Source organism: Bacillus sp. FH (assembly GCF_052216825.1).
Classification (GTDB): Bacteria; Bacillota; Bacilli; order Bacillales; family Bacillaceae_G; genus Bacillus_A; species Bacillus_A paranthracis.
Window position 1 is genome coordinate 2,395,071 of sequence record NZ_JBQOUU010000001.1, and the last position, 19,970, is coordinate 2,415,040.

At 37.6% G+C, this 19,970-nt stretch carries 20 protein-coding genes; 5 read left to right on the forward strand and 15 right to left on the reverse strand.

Annotated elements, in window-relative coordinates; translation table 11 throughout:
• Window positions 1-133 precede the first annotated feature (133 nt).
• Window positions 134-1,753 (forward strand): SWIM zinc finger family protein, encoded by a 1,620-nt coding sequence (locus ACTT1L_RS12725; RefSeq protein ID WP_071742100.1) that lies wholly within the window; start codon window positions 134-136, stop codon window positions 1,751-1,753.
• A complete protein-coding gene (locus ACTT1L_RS12730) occupies window positions 1,737-4,493 on the forward strand; it encodes a DEAD/DEAH box helicase (protein WP_071742099.1) in 2,757 nt (918 codons plus the stop codon). The genes ACTT1L_RS12725 and ACTT1L_RS12730 overlap by 17 nt, the downstream gene beginning before the upstream one ends.
• 25 nt (window positions 4,494-4,518) lie before the next feature.
• Here the strand turns inward: ACTT1L_RS12730 and ACTT1L_RS12735 are convergent, their stop codons facing one another.
• Window positions 4,519-5,004 (reverse strand): VanZ family protein, encoded by a 486-nt coding sequence (locus tag ACTT1L_RS12735; protein WP_001080713.1) that lies wholly within the window; start codon window positions 5,002-5,004, stop codon window positions 4,519-4,521.
• A gap of 110 nt (window positions 5,005-5,114) precedes the next feature.
• On the opposite strand from ACTT1L_RS12735, the gene ACTT1L_RS12740 reads away from it, so the two are divergent.
• Window positions 5,115-5,339, forward strand: a complete 225-nt coding sequence (locus ACTT1L_RS12740) for a DUF1659 domain-containing protein (protein WP_000257701.1) — start codon at window positions 5,115-5,117, stop codon at window positions 5,337-5,339.
• A 67-nt stretch (window positions 5,340-5,406) separates the two neighbouring features.
• Window positions 5,407-5,622 (forward strand): DUF2922 domain-containing protein, encoded by a 216-nt coding sequence (locus tag ACTT1L_RS12745; protein WP_001197595.1) that lies wholly within the window; start codon window positions 5,407-5,409, stop codon window positions 5,620-5,622.
• A 19-nt stretch (window positions 5,623-5,641) separates the two neighbouring features.
• Here the strand turns inward: ACTT1L_RS12745 and ACTT1L_RS12750 are convergent, their stop codons facing one another.
• Window positions 5,642-6,040 carry a DUF4359 domain-containing protein gene (locus ACTT1L_RS12750; RefSeq protein WP_000747726.1) on the reverse strand — a complete coding sequence of 133 codons (399 nt, stop codon included), beginning with the start codon at window positions 6,038-6,040 and terminating at the stop codon, window positions 5,642-5,644.
• Between the two features lie 194 nt (window positions 6,041-6,234).
• On the opposite strand from ACTT1L_RS12750, the gene ACTT1L_RS12755 reads away from it, so the two are divergent.
• Window positions 6,235-6,741, forward strand: coding sequence for a competence protein ComK (locus ACTT1L_RS12755; protein ID WP_000997432.1), 507 nt, complete (start codon window positions 6,235-6,237; stop codon window positions 6,739-6,741).
• A gap of 55 nt (window positions 6,742-6,796) precedes the next feature.
• On the opposite strand, the gene ACTT1L_RS12760 is transcribed toward ACTT1L_RS12755, so the two are convergent.
• The 13 genes from ACTT1L_RS12760 to tagU all read right to left on the reverse strand — a co-directional run bounded on the left by ACTT1L_RS12760 (window position 6,797) and on the right by tagU (window position 19,970).
• On the reverse strand, window positions 6,797-7,267 hold the full coding sequence (locus tag ACTT1L_RS12760; protein ID WP_442821933.1) for a sigma-70 family RNA polymerase sigma factor: 471 nt from the start codon (window positions 7,265-7,267) through the stop codon (window positions 6,797-6,799).
• Window positions 7,268-7,482: 215 nt separating this feature from the next.
• On the reverse strand, window positions 7,483-8,163 hold the full coding sequence (locus tag ACTT1L_RS12765; protein WP_000387913.1) for a Yip1 family protein: 681 nt from the start codon (window positions 8,161-8,163) through the stop codon (window positions 7,483-7,485).
• Between the two features lie 113 nt (window positions 8,164-8,276).
• Window positions 8,277-9,479 carry an ABC transporter permease gene (locus ACTT1L_RS12770; RefSeq protein ID WP_061131835.1) on the reverse strand — a complete coding sequence of 401 codons (1,203 nt, stop codon included), beginning with the start codon at window positions 9,477-9,479 and terminating at the stop codon, window positions 8,277-8,279.
• Window positions 9,476-10,156: an ABC transporter ATP-binding protein gene (locus ACTT1L_RS12775; RefSeq protein ID WP_016085521.1), complete on the reverse strand. Its 681-nt coding sequence runs from the start codon at window positions 10,154-10,156 to the stop codon at window positions 9,476-9,478. The genes ACTT1L_RS12770 and ACTT1L_RS12775 overlap by 4 nt, the downstream gene beginning before the upstream one ends.
• A complete protein-coding gene (locus ACTT1L_RS12780; protein WP_442821934.1) occupies window positions 10,153-11,346 on the reverse strand; it encodes an efflux RND transporter periplasmic adaptor subunit in 1,194 nt (397 codons plus the stop codon). Before ACTT1L_RS12780 ends, ACTT1L_RS12775 begins: the two co-directional genes overlap by 4 nt.
• A gap of 239 nt (window positions 11,347-11,585) precedes the next feature.
• A complete protein-coding gene (locus tag ACTT1L_RS12785) occupies window positions 11,586-12,920 on the reverse strand; it encodes an MFS transporter (protein ID WP_442821935.1) in 1,335 nt (444 codons plus the stop codon).
• A gap of 19 nt (window positions 12,921-12,939) precedes the next feature.
• A complete protein-coding gene (locus tag ACTT1L_RS12790) occupies window positions 12,940-13,974 on the reverse strand; it encodes an ABC transporter substrate-binding protein (RefSeq protein WP_416504027.1) in 1,035 nt (344 codons plus the stop codon).
• A complete protein-coding gene (locus ACTT1L_RS12795; RefSeq protein WP_074541148.1) occupies window positions 13,971-14,753 on the reverse strand; it encodes a DUF3919 family protein in 783 nt (260 codons plus the stop codon). The genes ACTT1L_RS12790 and ACTT1L_RS12795 overlap by 4 nt, the downstream gene beginning before the upstream one ends.
• A gap of 66 nt (window positions 14,754-14,819) precedes the next feature.
• Entirely contained in the window at window positions 14,820-16,250 is a 1,431-nt protein-coding gene (locus ACTT1L_RS12800) for a HAMP domain-containing sensor histidine kinase (protein ID WP_000054049.1), read from the reverse strand.
• Between the two features lie 11 nt (window positions 16,251-16,261).
• Window positions 16,262-16,933, reverse strand: a complete 672-nt coding sequence (locus tag ACTT1L_RS12805) for a response regulator transcription factor (RefSeq protein ID WP_242227863.1) — start codon at window positions 16,931-16,933, stop codon at window positions 16,262-16,264.
• Between the two features lie 121 nt (window positions 16,934-17,054).
• Complete coding sequence (gene galE / locus ACTT1L_RS12810; RefSeq protein WP_442821936.1) at window positions 17,055-18,047, reverse strand: UDP-glucose 4-epimerase GalE; 993 nt, start codon at window positions 18,045-18,047, stop codon at window positions 17,055-17,057.
• Window positions 18,048-18,137: 90 nt separating this feature from the next.
• Window positions 18,138-18,956, reverse strand: a complete 819-nt coding sequence (locus ACTT1L_RS12815) for an SGNH/GDSL hydrolase family protein (RefSeq protein WP_061131842.1) — start codon at window positions 18,954-18,956, stop codon at window positions 18,138-18,140.
• 99 nt (window positions 18,957-19,055) lie between these two features.
• Window positions 19,056-19,970 carry a polyisoprenyl-teichoic acid--peptidoglycan teichoic acid transferase TagU gene (gene tagU / locus ACTT1L_RS12820; RefSeq protein ID WP_086707024.1) on the reverse strand — a complete coding sequence of 305 codons (915 nt, stop codon included), beginning with the start codon at window positions 19,968-19,970 and terminating at the stop codon, window positions 19,056-19,058.

The window sequence follows — 19,970 nt, forward strand, 5'->3', positions numbered from 1 at the left end:
AGTAATATACAAAATTAACATTTTATATATTACCATGATTTTCAAGTAATGTAATCTAAATTTCATTTTTTCTGTTTTGAGCATTTTTTGTTTATAATGGTAAAGGAAAGAAATATGTGTACGGAGGAATATTATGCTGCAACACTCAATTACGAAAGATGAAATTATGATGATTGCGAATGAGTTCGTTCAAGGACTAGATCCACAGCAAACAGCTGATCAGGAACATGTCGCTACAGCTCGGCACCTATATCGTAGTGGTGTTGTCTACAACGTTGACTTTGATGGCTATACGCTATCAGGAACTGTAGATGCTGAAGGCAGCGTATATAGCGTCCATATCCCGATTCGTAACGTCGCTGAAAGCTATTGCGATTGCTTCGCACCAACGCAGTGTGAGCATATGCTCGCTGTGTTACTATCGGCAGCATCTAGTTTCGGGCAAGTAGGAGATGTATTAACTTTATTCAAAAATAATACGAAACCTTCCCTTCCTCCTATTCGAACTGCAAGACAAGTATTGCAATCATCAGCTTTTGAAGAAACGGATTATAAAAGTTGGCAATCATATTTTGATAACGAATATGATTCATTTAAAAAAGAACAAGCTCGGCTTACTTATAAACAAATGTATTTTCTTATGAGTATTTTTACGGACTTCTATACGAAACTCGAGCGGAAAGCCCCGCGTATCGTTGTAATACATGAGTTGTTCAGGCTACATGCAGCGCTTTATTGCTTTCAAAAATTATTAGAAGAAATTCAGAACTTTGAAGCAAATAAAACGTATTCTTATCATCAGCCTGTTAACGTCGTTCGCTTATTTGTAGATAAAGTGGAATCCATCGTTCGGGACTTACAATCAGAATCGATTCCTTCAGAGTCTAAATCAATTCTACAGGAAACAGCTCGTCTCGTTCACGAAGTATTCTTCTCCACCGATGCCTATACGCAAGAGAGGTTCTTTATTTATCGTCACATATGGAGTGAACTGTTACACAATAACGAGCAACTACAAGAAGAAGAAAAACGAATCGATACGAAAATGAATCCACTTTCCAAAGCATTAGCATCTTCTCATCTACTCTTTTTAAATGACGAAGATCGATTAGCGATGGACTTACTAAAGAAACAACCTGCTTCTGTTGTAAGTCTGTACTTCTATTGGTTAGAGGAATTATTAAATGCAATGAAATGGGATCGTGCGAAAAACTGGCTTTCCTTTACGTATAAACAAGTGAAGAAAACGATACATGAGCACGAAAATACAATTTTCATAAAAGATATCGTTCGCTTATTCGTCATCATGTATGAAACATATGCAACCCATACAAATGAACAAGCAGGACTCGAAATGATTTTGCAAGAGCTATTACCATATAGTTTCGCAAACTATGAACAATACGTACTGGCGAAAAAGCAGTATCGCACATGGACGGAACTTCAGCTCTTACACGGTTTTGAAGCAATTGAACTTTTGAAAGAACCGCTGAAAGATATTGAGAAGGAAGCACCAGAAGCAGCCCTTCCTCTTTATCACCTTGCTGCTACCGAAGCTATTGAAGAGCGAAATCGCAAATCATATAGACGTGCAGTTCGTTACTTAAAGAAATTACGTACATTATATAAACGATTAAAGCGTACCGATGAATGGGATGCTTTCATTATTCATATCGCAAACTTACATTCACGTCTGCGTGCACTACAAGAGGAATTACGGAAAGGAAAATTAATCGATGATCAATCAAACTGAAGTAACAATTAGGCTCCAGCACGTTAGTCACGGTTGGTTCCTTTGGGGAGAAGATGATAGCGGTACTCCATTATCCGTAACAAGTTGGAAACGAAATGCATTTACATGGCACTCCACTTCCTTCTACGGCACGTTTCTAAAAGAAGCAAGCTTTGAAGGAAGACAAGGTGTTATGCTAACAAACGCACAAGCATTTGAATACATCGCGAATAAACCGATGAACTCCTTTGCCCGTATTCAAATGAACGGCCCTATTACAGCACTTACGGAAGATGCGAACGAATTGTGGGATGCCTTCACAAGCGGTAGCTTCGTACCTGATATGGAGCGCTGGCCTAAACAACCATCTTGGAAAGTTCAAAATACTCCAATCGAAGATGAAACATTGGCATCTCTTTTCTCGGCTGCAGTAAATGAAAGCATATTACAAGATAACCGTTCAAATGACGGATGGGAAGATGCAAAGAGACTTTATGAACATTACGACTTTACGAAAAGACAATTAGACGCAGCACTACATGAAGAAGATTGGCTTCGAAAAATTGGTTACATTGAAGATGACCTTCCCTTTACAATCGGACTACGACTACAAGAGCCGCAAGAAGAATTTGAAATGTGGAAGCTTGAAACAATTGTTACACCAAAGCGCGGGGCACATCGCATATATGTATATGAAAGTATCGATTCTTTACCAAAACGATGGCACGATTATGAAGAACGTATTCTTGAAACACAAGAAGGATTCAGTAAGCTCGTACCGTGGTTAAAAGAAGGGGATACATTCCGAAGTGAACTCTTTGAAACAGAAGCGTGGAACTTCTTAACAGAAGCAAGTAACGAATTACTCGCCGCAGGTATTACAATCTTATTACCATCGTGGTGGCAAAATTTAAAAGCGACAAAACCAAAATTACGTGTGCAACTGAAGCAAAATGCTACGCAAACGCAATCTTTCTTCGGTATGAATACACTCGTTAACTTTGACTGGCGCATTTCAACGAACGGCATTGATTTATCAGAAAGCGAATTTTTTGAACTCGTTGAACAAAACAAACGGTTATTCAATATAAATGGTCAATGGATGCGACTAGATCCAGCCTTTATTGAAGAAGTACGAAAGCTCATGAACCGTGCTGATAAGTATGGACTTGAAATGAAAGATGTCCTTCAGCAACATTTATCAAACACTGCTGAAACAGAAATTGTAGAAGAGGATAGTCCATTTAACGATATTGAAATTGAACTAGATGGATATTATGAAGATCTATTCCAAAAACTATTGCACATTGGAGATATTCCAAAAGTAGATGTCCCTTCTTCACTAAACGCAACACTCCGTCCGTATCAACAACATGGCATTGAGTGGTTATTATATTTAAGAAAGCTTGGATTCGGTGCATTATTAGCTGACGACATGGGACTTGGAAAAAGTATTCAAACGATCACTTACTTACTATATATAAAAGAAAACAATCTCCAAACAGGTCCTGCCTTAATCGTGGCACCGACATCTGTTCTTGGAAATTGGCAAAAAGAATTTGAGCGTTTCGCACCGAATTTACGCGTTCAGTTACATTATGGAAGTAATAGGGCGAAAGGAGAATCATTTAAAGACTTCCTTCAATCAGCAGATGTTGTATTAACGTCTTATGCATTAGCTCAGCTTGATGAGGAAGAACTTAGTACGTTATGCTGGGATGCTGTTATTTTGGATGAAGCACAAAATATTAAAAACCCACACACGAAACAGTCTAAAGCAGTGCGAAACTTACAAGCAAATCACAAAATCGCATTAACTGGAACACCGATGGAAAACCGCCTTGCCGAGCTTTGGTCTATTTTCGACTTCATTAATCATGGATACCTTGGCAGCTTAGGACAATTCCAGCGCCGCTTCGTCTCACCAATTGAAAAGGACCGTGACGAAGGAAAAATCCAACAAGTTCAACGTTTTATCTCGCCGTTTTTACTGCGTCGTACGAAGAAAGATCAAACAGTCGCATTAAACTTACCAGATAAACAAGAACAGAAAGCTTACTGTCCACTAACTGGTGAACAAGCTTCCTTATATGAACAACTTGTTCAAGATACATTGCAAAATGTAGAAGGATTAAGCGGAATTGAACGACGCGGATTTATATTACTCATGCTGAACAAACTTAAACAAATTTGTAATCACCCAGCTCTTTATTTAAAAGAAACAGAACCGAAAGACATTATCGAACGTTCCATGAAAACGAGCACGCTCATGGAACTTATTGAAAATATAAAAGATCAAAATGAAAGTTGTTTAATCTTCACGCAATACATCGGTATGGGGAACATGCTAAAAGATGTGTTAGAAAAACATTTCGGTCAGCGCGTCCTCTTCTTAAACGGTAGTGTACCGAAGAAAGAACGTGACAAAATGATCGAACAGTTCCAAAACGGAACGTATGACATCTTCATTTTATCGTTAAAAGCAGGTGGTACAGGGTTAAACTTAACAGCTGCCAACCATGTCATTCACTACGATCGTTGGTGGAATCCAGCGGTAGAAAATCAAGCAACAGATCGTGCATATCGTATTGGTCAAAAGCGTTTCGTTCACGTTCATAAACTGATTACAACGGGGACACTTGAAGAGAAAATCGATGAAATGTTAGAAAGAAAACAGTCATTAAACAACGCCGTCATTACAAGCGATAGTTGGATGACAGAACTATCTACAGATGAGCTAAAAGAATTACTTGGTGTATAAACAAAAGGAGCTAATCTTTTCGAGATTAGCTCCTTTTTCTATTCCAAAACCAATTACTTATTATAATACCTGTTAATCCGCCGCACGTATCCAGTAATGAATCTTGCCACATCGGTGTACGATCGCCCGTAAACCATTGATGAATTTCATCAAATGTTGCATATCCCGCAACGAAAAGGAGAGCGTATATAAAACACCTTTTTCTCGAACAACCTGATCGATGAAAAGCGTAATACGTCAATGAACCGAGCATAAAGAACACCATAAAATGAGCACCTTTACGAAGGAAAAACTCAATAAATCCACCTACACCTTTATTTGCAATACTAACAGGTGTACCACCGCCGTAATCGATAGATACCCATGAAAAATGCTCTTTCACAAACTCCACATTTACATATTGTTCAATATCCGAACGCATATCCTGCTTTTTATACGGTTGTGCCGAGGAATAGAAAATCAGCCCCATCCATAGTAAAACAGGAATCCAAAATAACCATTTACGATTCATTCTTCCGAAACCCCTCTCTTATTCTTTTAAGAGTACCAAAAAAAAGAATAAATTTCACGCCAAAACATGACATTTGCATCCTATTTATATAGTGAAAGGGGGTGATAAACATGGCAGTCGAAACAATCGTAATGGATTTAACTTTACGTCTCGTCTTAAACAATGGATTAGATAAGAATGGAAAAACAGTTTTTAAGAACAAACAATTTAAGCGCGTAAAAACAAACGCAAACTTAGAGAAAGTACAAACCGTAGCTCGTGCTCTAGCTTCTCTACAAGCATCACCACTTCACGCTGTACAACTTGTTAGCACATCAGATCTTTCTAACCTTTAAGGTGGCAATGTAATCAGTGGGGATGTCCCCACTGATTACAAGATAAATAAAAAGGAGGAAACAACGTATGCAAGTACTAGAATTAATTTTCGCGAAAGAAGATGGAAAAACAGTTGTCTTTTCTATCGAGAAGCCGATCACACCTATTGATGCACAAGTCGTAAATCAAGTAATGGATACGATTCTTGCCTCATCTGTATTTTCATCAATTAATGAAAATACCCGAAAAAAAGGAGCTCGTCTCGTAGAAAAGACTGTATCTGAAGTTCCCATTACCTTATAGACAAAAAGACGAATCTGCATCATTTTGCAGATTCGTCTTTTTTCTTCGGCATTTCAATTGGAATAAAGATTTTTGAAAAACCGACGCATACATATTTATAATGTTCTCCGCCGATATCAAATTCCGTCTTATATGTTGAGAAGAATATATAATCATCTCGCTTCGTATAATGATCGATTAATAATCCAACTTGCGGCTCAACATATTTTTTCGCCAACTTCTTACCAGCCGATGCTAAATCGCCAAGGAGACCCTCTTCATTTTCCTTTTGAACTTCATCTAGCTTCTTACTTACATCATTACGTTTCATAAACTGCTTTGCTGCCCAATCTGTATATTCACCTTTACTCGGATTACTATTTGCTAAATATACTAGAAGAACAACAACTAGAGCCATAATAATATACCTTTTCTTCATACTATCTCACCGCCTACTCTTTTCTATTTTCATATATATGTACAAGCGATGCAAATTAGAAAGACTATCATCTATTGATTGTAAACGAATAGCCAAAATTTACAATATGAAATAAAAGATTAACAACCAATTTACTTAATTCGCATATAATTATATTGAGAATTATTATCATTTATAAAGGGGGAATTAAATTTATGAATGACGAAAATGCTATTATTATTTCTAATTCAACAATGATGTTAGAACCTTGCAAGCACCCTTCTTATTACACAAAAGTGATCGACAGTAGTGGGAACCATCTTTACTCCTGTCAAACCGCTCTCCAGCTCATAAAAAAATCTTGTTTAACCAATGTTCACTCTACTTATCAAGGCAGACGGAAAGCAGTTCAAACAAACTTTCATTTCAAACAAAATGTCCCGATTCCAATTAATCATCGAGAATATATTTGTGCTTTCCCAACAGAGTCTCCTTCTTCTCCAAACTGTATATGGCTGTTTTATAACCATATAGATGACATAGAGTTTTTCAAAAAAAGTAAAAAAGCTACCATTCATTTTTCAAATGGCACAACTACAACTATACATATCAGTCCCCATAAGTTAAAACAACAATTATTAAAAGCTGGATATGTATTATCACGTATGAACATGCAAGATTCACTACAATTTAAAAACCTCTTATTACATTTACTACCTTAACAAAATAAGTAGAATGGAAAGCAATATCCCTTGCCTTCCATTCTTATGATACTATTTATCCTCTTAAGCTATTTCGCATTTTCTCAAGCGCCTGCCGATATATCCACCTCACTTGATAATAGGACATCTCTGTCTCTAAAGCGATTTCCCCCATCGTCTTTCCTACAAAAAAACGTTCAAAAATAATATACTTCTCCTTCTCATCTAATACACTCATAAAATCCTTCACTTTCATTTCAATATCTTCAAAACGAAAGATATCCTCATACTCTCCTACACATACACACTTTTCTTGCACTGTGAATTCTTTTTTCAACCTCTCTAATATATAACCACGTACCGTTATAACTGCATATGCAGGAAAACTCCCTTTCTCCGCATCAAACTTTTCATACGCATGCCAAAGACCGATTAACCCACATTGATAATACTCTTCATAATCTTGATAAATCCCTAACTTCTTTATTCGATTCACAATCATACCTTCATACAACACAACTGCCTCTTTAAAAGTCGCTGGTTTCACACAGTACCCGTTTCTAAAAGGTATACCTTTCTAATATTCCGCGGTACCTTCACAATATAAAAATAAAGAAAGGATTGCACTGTGGGTAATTTTAAATACTATCACTGAAATTTGAAATTACATGAAGTAGAATTTGAAATTCTGTTAGTGGTATTTGAAATAGGGGTAAAAATAAAAAAGGTGACTCTAAAGAGCCACCTTTTTAAAATAATATGTTATGCACCAAAATCAGAGAACATGCCGCCTAACACACTAAACCCAATTGTCAAGATAAAGAATATAGAAATTAAAATTATTGCTTGTTTTTTACTTAAACCAGCAACAATATGCAAGCCTAAGCCAGTTAAAATTAAACTCCAAATGTTAAAGACTTCAAATGCAGAGCCAATGCCATATGCAATTGTTCCTTGTTCAAATAAAGGTCCTAAACTTGTATATTTATCAGCGCCATTCCCACCTAAAATATATCCTAAAGCTACATTAAGAAGACTACCAACATAAAAGACAACATTGGCATATATATAAATAGATAGTATCTTCATATATGGAGTATCATTGCTCATAAACATCATAATAATTTTATAAAATCCTGCTACTACAAAAAGACCAAAAGCAGTTCCAACTAGACCTCCAATAGCTCCAAACCCAAGTGTAGTCCATTTCATTATACCTGTCGTATCATTCTTAACCAGCTTCGCCAACTCCGGGGTATTAAGTAATCCTAAATAAGATACCGCTGCTGCCAAGATTGTCCCCATTAGAAGAAATAAGAAAAACCCTCCCCATACAGGACTTTTCGTCTTCATTCTCTCAAACTGCTCACCTGGAGAAGTAATCATTCCAAATAATGATGGCTTTTTTGAACCTGCATCTTGCGTATTAATATTAGCTTCCATTATAACGCCTCCTTCTATTTATATAACCCGTTCTAACGGGCGGTTCACTTCCTCATATAGAGGCTACGAACCGCCCACTAGAACGGTAGTGTGTAGTTTTACTACACTATTAATTACTCATAACGAAGTGCTTCAATTGGATCTAATTTCGCAGCTTTGTTTGCTGGAATTAATCCAAAGATAATACCAAGTGTCATAGAGAACAGTACGCCTCCAACGACAACTTCCCATGAAACGAGTGGTGGCCATTTTGCGAACGTGGAAACGATATATGCTCCGCCATATCCAAGACCAATTCCGATCAAACCACCTAGAAGCGTTAACATAACTGCTTCAATTAAAAACTGTAATAAAATTTTACTACGCGTTGCTCCAAGTGCTTTACGTATTCCAATTTCGCGCGTACGCTCCGTTACGGATACGAGCATGATGTTCATAACACCAATACCACCAACGACTAATGAAATACCAGCAATACCGCCGATAATCATCGTCATGATGCTAGTGACTTTAGAAACATTTTCTTGTAATTCTTTTAAATTTACCAGTTCATATTTACCTGGAATTTCACTTGGCTTACGACTATTCAGTACATCAACAGCTTGTTTCCCAGCTTTTTCTAAATCGTCTACATTTTTAGTTTGAATTGCGATATTTTGGATATCATCTGTTCCGAATAAAACAGGCCATAACGTAAGGGGGATTAAAGCTTCTTCCATTTCAAATCCCATAAACTCATTATCAGATGTATACACACCAACAATTTGCATTGGCTGTCCCTTCATCTCAATAATTTGTCCGACTGGGTTTACATCCTTAAATAACGTCTTTTCTGTTTTTGTACTAATCATCACAACATTATTTGCATGAGAAATATCTGATTCACTTAAAGTACGTCCCTTTACGACCTTTACTTTATTAACCGCAAAATATTCATTATCAAGACCAATAACATTCAGATTTGCTTTTTTATCATTTACATCCAATATCTCTGTTGTCGAATTTGTCGTAATAACATGTGAAACATCTTTCACTTGTTTTACTTCCATAATATCCTCTTCTGTTAACTTCGGTATTTCAAATCCGCCTATAGCAAACTCATCATTCATATCTGGTTTAAATTGAATTGGCATTAGGTTATTACCACCAGAACCTGCGAATTTCGACTTCAGCATCGCTTCCCCGCCTTGCCCGATTGCAACGACAGTAATAATAGAACCTACCCCGATAATAATACCGAGCATCGTAAGAGCTGAACGCAGTTTATGAGCTAAAATAGAAGATAGGGCAATTTTTATACTATCTAGTAAACTCATACCGCACACCTTCTATCTTCTGTAATTTTCCCATCTCGCAGCACAATGCGGCGGGAAGAATACGCTGCTACTTCCTCTTCATGTGTAACCATAACAATCGTTGTACCTTCTGCATTAAGCTTCGTGAAAATATCCATAACTTGCTCACCAGACTTCGTATCAAGCGCACCAGTCGGCTCATCGGCCATAATGAACGTTGGATTATTCGCAATCGCTCTTGCAATTGCGACACGCTGCTTCTGTCCACCTGACAATTCGTTTGGTAAATGATGCACGCGGTCCGCTAATCCGACTTTACCAAGCGCCTCTAAAGCACGCTTGCGACGCTCTGCTTTCTTCACGCCGCCATATACGAGCGGAAGTTCAACATTTTCTACTGCCGAAAGACGCGGGAGCAAATTAAAGTGCTGAAACACAAAACCGATATATTCATTACGAATTAAAGCAAGCTTTGACTCGTCTGCTGTTAAGATATTCACATCATTCAGCATATATTCGCCTTCTGTTGGACGATCTAAACAACCGATAATATTCATAAGCGTTGATTTACCAGAACCAGACGGTCCCATAATCGAAACGAACTCACCGCCTTGAATCGTTAAACTAATACCGTGCAAAATCGGTACTGCCAATTTTCCTTGATAATACGTTTTAGCGATATTATTTAACGTAATCATTTCTCTTTCACTTCCATTCCGTCATACACATCGTCGGAAGGATTTTTAACCACCTTTTGCCCCACTGTTACGCCTTCTACAACCTCTGTCCAGTCTCCATCAGTAGAACCTTTTTTCACATTTTGTTTGCGAAGCTTTCCTATATCCTCAACGTAAACAAATGCATCCTCATCTTTTTCTACAATGCTCTTAGTTGGAACAGCAATCATCTTCTTATTCTCTAAATTTACTTGCAATGAAACGTGATAACCTGGAGATAAACCATCTTGACTATCAAGACTTGCTTTATATGTATATTGGGACATATTTTGAGTCGCCTCACCCATACCGCCTGCTTGCGCCATCTCTGCACTCGTTGGGAATTCACTTACTTCTGTAATCTTACCTGTCCACTTCTTCTTACTATTTGCTTTCGCAGTTACAGTAAATGTTTGATCCTTTTGAATTTGTGATTTTTGAAGCTCAGTTAACGTTCCTTGAATTTGGAACGGATCTTTAGAAGCCACTTGTAAAAATGCTTTCCCTTGACCACCTAACGCTTGAGATGAACTTTGCGCCGCATCTTTATCTAACTTTTGAACAACACCAGCAAAATTACTATAAATCGTAAGCTCTTTCTGCTTTTTACTTAACTCTTCTTTCTGCAACTTCCCTTTTTCTTTCTCAAGATCAGTTGTCTTTTGAGCTATCTCCAGCTCACTTACTTGCTCTTCCATCGGATCTGTTACTTCTTTCCCAGCTCCGCTATCTTTCGCCTTCTTAATTTCTTTCTTGAGCGAATCAATCTTCTTCTTCCCTTGATCATAACGCATATCAGCCATCTTCTGATCAAGCTCAGCTTGCTTCATTTGCAAATTAATCTCTTCATTATCATAAGAGAATAACTTCGCACCTTTCTCTACCTCTTGTCCTTCTTTCACCTCAATATCTTTTACTTTTCCTTTAGTCGGATCCGCATAAAAACTTTCGATATTCCCTGGCTTTACCTGACCAGAAATTAACTTCGTATTATTCAGCTTTCGCTCCGTTACCTTCTCAAAACTTACAGCATCAGCAGATGTTGATGCCCCCTTCTTCTTGCCTTGCATAATAAAAATATTAACTGCTGCTACAATAACAATTAGTGCAATAACCCCGATGATAATCCATTTCTTCTTCTTGTTTGGAGTACGAACCGTATTTGGTACCATATTCTCTCTCCTTTTTATAACTTAATAGTTTAATTTGAAATTGTATAAAACTTTCTGAAAACAAAATACATATTATTACATTCTTTTTACAAAGTTTTACACATTCATTTTTATTGTAACAAAAATTTCCATGATTAGAAATATGACATTATATCTTTTAAGATAGATTTAAGGAAAGATTATCTTAATATAAGAAAAGCCATCCAAAATGATAATTGGATAGCTTTTCAAACAAAATATTACGCTGCTTTAGGCGCTTTGCTTTCATGTCCACGTTGAACGATGAACAAGAAGATCGTTGATAAAATAGCACCTGTTAATAGTAAGATGAAGCAACCATCCCAGCCAGAACGATCAACAATAACACCAATTGCTGCGTTTGCTACAAGACTTCCGCCTACGTAACCGAACAGACCACACATACCAACTGTCGTACCTACTGCAAATTTCGGTACTAATTCCATCGCACTTAAACCGATTAAGAATTGTGGTACATAAATTAAACAACCGATAATAGAAACTGCAATACTTACAACAAGTATGCTAGTTGCTTGCCAATATACAAACGTACCAATAACAACTCCGACCATACTAATGATACATAATGGCATACGTTTTCCTTTAAATAATTTATCACTTAAAAGACCAACGATTAATGAACTTGGAATTGCCATACCTTCAAAGATTGCGTACGCCGCGTGTGCTTCATTTTTTGAGAAACCTTTAACTGTCGTTAAATAAAGTGGAACCCAGTTAATAACACCGAAGCGAATTAAATAAACAAATGCATTTGCAATACATAAGAACCATACAAATTTATTTTTCACTACATACTTCATTAAAATTTCTTTTGGTGACATCTTGTTAGCATGATCTGCTTTTTCAAGATTTTCATAGTCATTACGATACTCATCAATTGGAGGAAGACCTTCTGATTCCGGTGTATCCTTCGCATTAATCCAAACAAGAACTGCAATTACCATTGCGATAATCGCTGGGAAAATAAACACGCCGCCTTGCCAATGGTTTTCACCAAAAATACCTACACCAATTCCGACAAGTGGTGGCACAAGCATTCCACCAACGTTATGTGAAATATTCCAAAGACCTGTTTTCGTACCACGTTCTTTCTTCGAGAACCATTTCGTCATAACGATACTACAAGGAGGTGCACCCATACCTTGTACAATACCATTCACAACAAGTAATGTAACGATCATCCCAAATGAAGATGCAAAACCGAAGCAAATATTTACAAGCCCTGATAAGAATAAACCGACTGCGATAAAGCGCTGGGCGAAAGCTTTATCTGATAAATTCCCCATAAAGAACTTACTAAATCCATAAACAATTGCCATTACTGAACCTAGTAGACCAATTTGAGCTGTACTAAAACCATATTCTTGTACTAAATACGTACTTGATAACGTAAAGTTACTACGAACTAAATAATAAGCAGCATATCCAACTGAAATTCCGATTAACACACGAATACGTAGTAATTGATATACACGGTCGATCATATCCGCAGGCAATCTTTCAATTGCAGGTGCTGGCTTGAGCCATTTAAACATATTCTTTCGTCTCCTTTTCTCACTTCTGAGAGAGACGTTGTCTATTCCATATCTCGATTATTCCACTATTTGATATATGTTGGTTCGTTCTTCTAACCGGCTGTCCTTCTATTTCTTTCTCGTTCTTCGCAAACATCGTTGGTACGCCAAACGAAACCTTTTCTAAAATGTGACCCGCTTCTTCTGATAAACAATAATCAATAAATAAATCCGCAATAATACCATTCGGTGCACGCTTTAGTTTCGAAATCGCATTAACAGATAGCCCTGTTTGCTCAGGTACGATACTTACAACTGGAAAGCCTTGTTTTTGAAGCATTCTCTGATCTCCCATGAAATTGATGCCGATCATATACTCACCACTCGCAACAAGCTCTACTGGCATGTAACCATTCACCGTTACTTCACCAACTTGCCCTGCAAAACTCTTAACATATTCTTTCGCTTTCTCTTCACCTACAGTATCAATAAGTGATTGAAAAAACGTATAAGCTGTTCCTGAAACATTTGGATCTGGCATAACAATCTTTCCCTTATATACTGGATTTAATAAATCTTGCCACCTTGATGGATAAGGAAGTCCGAGCGGGGCTAATTCTTCGTTCCACCGCTCTTTATTGATTGCAATTGCCAGCTTCTCCACTTCATAACCGTACCAATAACCATCTTTATCTTTCACAGTTTTTGAAATACGGTTCGCATGCTGACTCGTAACAGGAATAGATAGATTTTTTTGCTTCATCATTTGATGCGCGTCTACCGTACCGCCAATAATAATATCCGCTTTCGGATTTCCAGCTTCCTCTTCTACCCTCCGAAGAAGCTCTTCTGTCGAAAGACGAATAAATTCATACGTACAGCCGCGTGGTTTACAAAATGATGAAAGCAACGCTTCCCCAACTTCCTCGCGAGCCGCTACATACGCAACAAGATGACGATCATTCAAAATAGGGAGACCACTTTTATTATATTTAATAGAGGTCGTATCTCGAGAGCAACTAGACATCGCTCCTCCAATTACTAGCAAAAAGAAGAAAAAGGCTATCTTTCTCATGACACATTCTCCTTTACAAATACATTTGCGAGGGAGCTTTTCATATACATGACATTCCCATTATTATCACCGAGATATTGCACAACAAAATACGATGGATACACAGAAATAGTAAGAATGTCTTCACGCTCATTCTTTATACGCTTACCAGTTTTATAAGCGGTAACATAAGCGATCGGTTCATTCTGTGATTGTAATAACTTCTGAATTTCTCCGTAATCTGTAATTTGCTTTGCATACCGAATCGAATCAAGTATGTGCGTAACATTCACCGCACGTTCTACATCACCTTGGCGTACTATGACATCCTGTGCTGACGCAAAAAAATCATGAATACGTTCCGGTGTGTAATACAGGCTTAACAAATACGTTTGCAATGCTGAAATCATTGGATCCGTACCATTCTTTCCGTACATATCAGCCCCGTACTGGAACAAGTCACCTACTGCAAAAGTACGTTTCTGACCATTCAAGTACGTTACTTCTCCAGTAAATACTTGTTCTTGATTCTTAGCTTCACTCGGATTGATTTGAATTCGGTCAAAGAATGAAACAATCGTATGCAAACGAACTTCATCCGTTATAACAATTTCTCCCCACTTTTCATGCCTAACCTTCATTTCAGTAGGCAGGGATTCATTCACTCTTTGTAAAACAGCTTGTTTGTCATTCACAATTGTGATCCGATTATATATTTGCTTCTCCATCACATAAAACAAAATAAGAGAAACAATGATACAAAAGACAAACATAAGAATTTGAAATGATAGCCTTTTCATTTCTGCCTACCTCCAAGATAAAAAAACGTTGTTTCGAAAATACCGCATAATTGTTTCATAAATGTATCATTTAACCGCTTTCAAGTTTTTTATGTCTTCCATCCGTCTCGGAAGTAAGAATGTAATAAATATGGTAGTACCAACCTCTTCACTACTCTCAATCCGCATACTTCCGCCCTGCTTATTCATAATCTCCTGACAAATATACAAACCATACCCATTCCCGTAACTAGAAGAAAGTACCTTCCCTTCTGGCGATTCATTCCACTCTGCCAGCACCCCTTCATCGATACCAATGCCATCATCATGAACAAACACCTTCGCCTCACGCTCATTTACAATGACATTCATACGAATTTGCGTAGCATCGCTATATTTTATCGCATTATCAAGCACATTTAAGAAAATCTGTTTCGTCTTATCGAAATCGGCAACAACATATACATCTGTTAACTCATTAATAACTTCAATCTCAAACTTCTGCAGACGAGGTTTCACGATTGAAACTGCTTCTTCGGCTAACTCCTTTATATTCACAACTGTAGGTGATATTTCAAACGTACTCGTACCGTACTTTGAAGACTTAAGTAATTCCTCTACAAGTGATAATAAACGCTCACTTTCTACAGCTACATAACGCAAGCTCTCCTGTACATCTTCCTTCGCCTTTAACTTCGGAATTAAATCCACATAGCCAATAATCGCCGTTAGCGGTGTTTTTAGCTCATGCGTAATACGGTCTAAGAAATCTTTCTGCTTCTCTTTCTCTTCCTTCAATTGCTTAATATGTAGTTCAATCCCATCAGCCATCGCATTAAAAGACGCTGAAAGCTGCGCAATTTCCACATATTCATTTAACTCAATCTTACTTTTATAATCACCATTCGCAAGCCGGTGCGCCATTTGTCTTAACTGATCAATCGGCTTATGAAGAGACTTTGCCAAACGAATTGCAAAGAAAATACCTGCAGCTACGAGACAAAGAGACGTCATTAAAAACGTCCAACCAACATTTGTTAAAACTTCCTTCTCACCCGTTAACTCATTTATAAAACGAACACTACCAATGACATCGTTTCCATAATAAACCGGGCTTGAAAACAAAAGAATTGGAGCTGGGTCTCCCTCTTCAAACACATAAGATTTCTTCCCCTTCAAGGAACTCTCAATATCAATATTCCGATGAAGAAGCGCTCCCTTTTGCGTATCCGCCACAACATCTCCATTCTTCCCAATCATCTGTACACGGACATCCATGCGCTTCGCTAAATACGAAGCAATTAAAAGTGAATTCGGACCGAGCGTCTCTACCTCTGCTTCCTTCTCTAAATAATTCATCGTATAAATTTGTGCTTCTACACTTAACTTTTCTAAAGAATTTGCCGCATTATGATACATATTCTTTTCTAACGTAATATAAACAACTGCGTACAAAAGGACAAAAATCGGGATTAACAGTCCAACGATTCCAAACACCATATTTCTTTTTAAAGACATACCATCACCACTTAACAATCCAGTTTATAGCCAACGCCATAAATCGTCTTAATATATTCCCCGCTCTTCCCGAGCTTCTTCCGCAATCTTTGCACCATAATATCAACCGCTCTCGTATTTCCGATATACTCAAATCCCCATACTTTCTCAAGTAACTCATCTCTCATAAATACACGTTGCGGATTGGAAACAAACAACTGACATAAATTAAACTCTCTGTACGTTAACTGAATCTCTTGTCCACTCACATGCACTTTTCTTTCCTTAGGACAAATCGTTATCTCTCCCGCCCCGATTACTTCATGGCTTACCGTTACCTCTTTCTTCTTCACGCGTCGCGTCATATTCTTAACCCGAAGAATAAGCTCCGCATAATTAAATGGCTTCGTCACGTAATCATCAGCTCCAAGCTGCAAACCAAGCAATTTATCATTCATCTGACTCTTCGCAGTTAACATGAGCACTGGAATATCCCGATCCTTCTCCCGGAACAAACGAAGTAACTCATACCCATCTGTATCCGGAAGCATAACATCCAAAATCAAAACATCCGGCCCTTCCCTCCATCTCTCTAAAGCTTCTCTCCCGTCAGCCGCCGTAAGCACTTCATATCCTTCCATCTCAAGCTGCATCCGAATCAAATTACGAATACTCGACTCATCATCCACTACAAGTATCTTCATTATTCTCCTCCTTCCACCCTGTATTATAGTACAGTTTAGTATAGCAAAAATCTTATAAAAAAAGAGAGGGTATTGTCGAACATATATTGAACGACAATACCCCTCTTTCACTTATTATATTTTATTTCTCATACCCATTAGGTTTCTTCTGATGCCAATTCCAAGCATGCTCAATGATTGTCTTCACATTTACATACTGAGGATCCCAACCTAACTTCTCTTTCGCTTTCTGAGAAGAAGCAACTAAACGTGCTGGATCTCCCGCACGACGTGGTGCTACTTCAGCAGGAATTTCATGATTTGTAACTTCACGAACTGCATCAACGATTTCTTTTACACTGAAACCATTACCATTTCCTAAGTTATAGAAATCACTCTCTCCGCCGTTCTGCAAGTCTTTAAGACCTAAGAAGTGAGCTGCCACTAAATCTTCAACATGAATATAATCACGGATACAAGTACCATCTGGTGTATGATAGTCATCACCAAACATCATAATCTTCTCACGTTGACCTAACGCCACTTGCAATAAAAGAGGAATTAAATGCGTCTCTGGACGGTGATCTTCCCCAATAATACCATTTGGAGTTGCACCAGCCACATTAAAGTATCTGAAAATCTTATAACGTAAATTAGAAGCTTGGCTATACCAATGAAGCATCTTCTCGATTGCTAACTTCGTCTCTCCATACGTATTCGTTGGATTTGTCATCGTTTCCTCAGTAATAAGGTCTACATCTACCTCACCATACGTCGCCGCAGTAGAAGAGAAAATAAACTTATCTACCTTAAACTCATCCATTACCTCTAATAAGCAAAGTGCACCATACACGTTATTATTATAATATTGCAGAGGCTTCTCCATACTAACTCCAACTAAAGAATCAGCTGCGAAATGCATAACCGCCTCAATATTTTCTTGTGTAAACACATCTCTTAAAAATGTTTTATCACGAAGGTCGCCATTATAAAACTTAGCACCTTCCGTAATTGCATCCTCATGACCCGTTTGTAAGTTATCTACTACTACTACAGATAAACCTTCGTCTACTAATTTTTTCACAGCGTGAGAACCGATGTATCCAGCTCCGCCGCAAATTAGGATTGAACTCATTGTCTTCCTCCTACTATATATTAGGATTTTTTATTCACTCTCTTATTATAAAAGGTATACGATTGCTCGTATACCTTTTGTGTACCTTTATTACTTAGCAACGAAATAATCCGTTACATATTGTGCCCAAACTTCGTGACCTTTAGCACTTGGGAAACCAAACTCTTCTGTTAAGTACGGCAGGATAGCCTTCGTTGATGCATCAGGCCATGCTCCCCAATGATCCACATATGTATAACCATTTTGTGTCGCAAATTGCTTTAACGCCTCAATTGCTTTTGGATAATTCTTCGCACCATACACTGGGTTTGGTGGTTGAATCATAATTGTAGCACCCTTTGCGCTAGTAGAAAGTGCTTGTACAAACTTCTGTGTACTCGCAACAGAGTTTCCATTACCAGTTTTACCATTGTCAGTAATAAACGGTGGCTCAAATAAGATCACATCTGGCTTTTCTTTCGCAATCTCTTTATCACGTTTATTCGCAATCAACTCGTCTGTACTTTCACCCTTATATTCTTTTACCGTCACATTCCATAAACCTTTACCATAAGAAGCATCTAGGTTAGCCGTTAACTTAGCTGCCCAAGCATCTTTTGCAGATGAAGAAGCTTCATCACCAACAATAACAAGGTTTACTGCCTTTTTATCCTCAGCGGCTTTCTTTAACTTCTCTTTCACTTCATCTGGTAAATTCTTCGCATATGCTTCATTAAAAGATGCTTTCGCATCTTGTTTCTTCTCTGATTTCTTCGTTCCACTATCTTTAACTTCAGACTTCGTTTTCGTTACTTCACTCGTCTGTCCTGTTGCATTCGCAACCTTCTTATTCCAGTATAATTTACCGCTCACAACCGAAGCGACAAACAATACAAAAATAACTAGGACAAGTACTGCTTTCTTATTCATCGATTCACCTCATCTATTATTCTCACAACATATAATACTAATATAAATTCACGCAAAAATAAACCCAACTCCTACCAAAGGAGTTGGGTTATTCCATAATTACTTAATCACTTCAAGATGTGATCTTAACTTATTCGTAATATCTTGTTTCGCTGCATCTGGAACATAGTAGTACCAAATACCATCAGCGGCTTTGTGGCCGTCACCTGGGATTTGGATTTCTTCACTATTCTCCATGCAGTCTTTATAGTTCTTTTGAATCTCAAACATTTGATCCTGAGTTAAACTTGTTTTAACGTTTTTCTCAATCGCTTTTAACACATCACCGTAACTAGCTAGAGAAGATACACTTGCACCTTTTTTAATTACAGCTTGGATGACTTGGCGTTGGCGCATTTGACGACCAAAGTCACCGCGTGGGTCTTCGTAACGCATACGAGTATATTTTAATGCTGTTTCACCATTTAAATGGATATTACCTTTAGCAAAATGTTGATCTCTCGATGTAAACTCCAAATCGTTATTTACATCAACACCTCCAACAGCATCTACAATATCTTTGAACCCAGCCATGTTTACCTCAATATAATGATCAACTGGTACATTAAGAAAATTCTCTACTGTTTTTACAGACATATCAACGCCACCAAAAGCGTACGCATGATTGATCTTGTCCTTTTTATCCTTACCAATAATCTCTGTATAAGTATCACGAGGAATACTTGTTATCTTCATTGATTTTGTTTTCGGATTCAATGTAAATAACATTAAAGAATCCGATCTAGAAGTTTCACTTTCTCGTTGATCAGTTCCCATTAGTAAAATTGAAATTGGTTTCTGATCAGAAATATCTACCTGTTTATCACGTTTTTCAGATTTATTACGATCCAATGGTTTGTGTACTGCATCTAAAGTATTAGATACATTAGAGTAAACAGTATATGCATAGACACCGCCAGCAATAACAAGAACACCAATGATACCTAGAATCCAAAATAGAATCTTTTTCTTCAT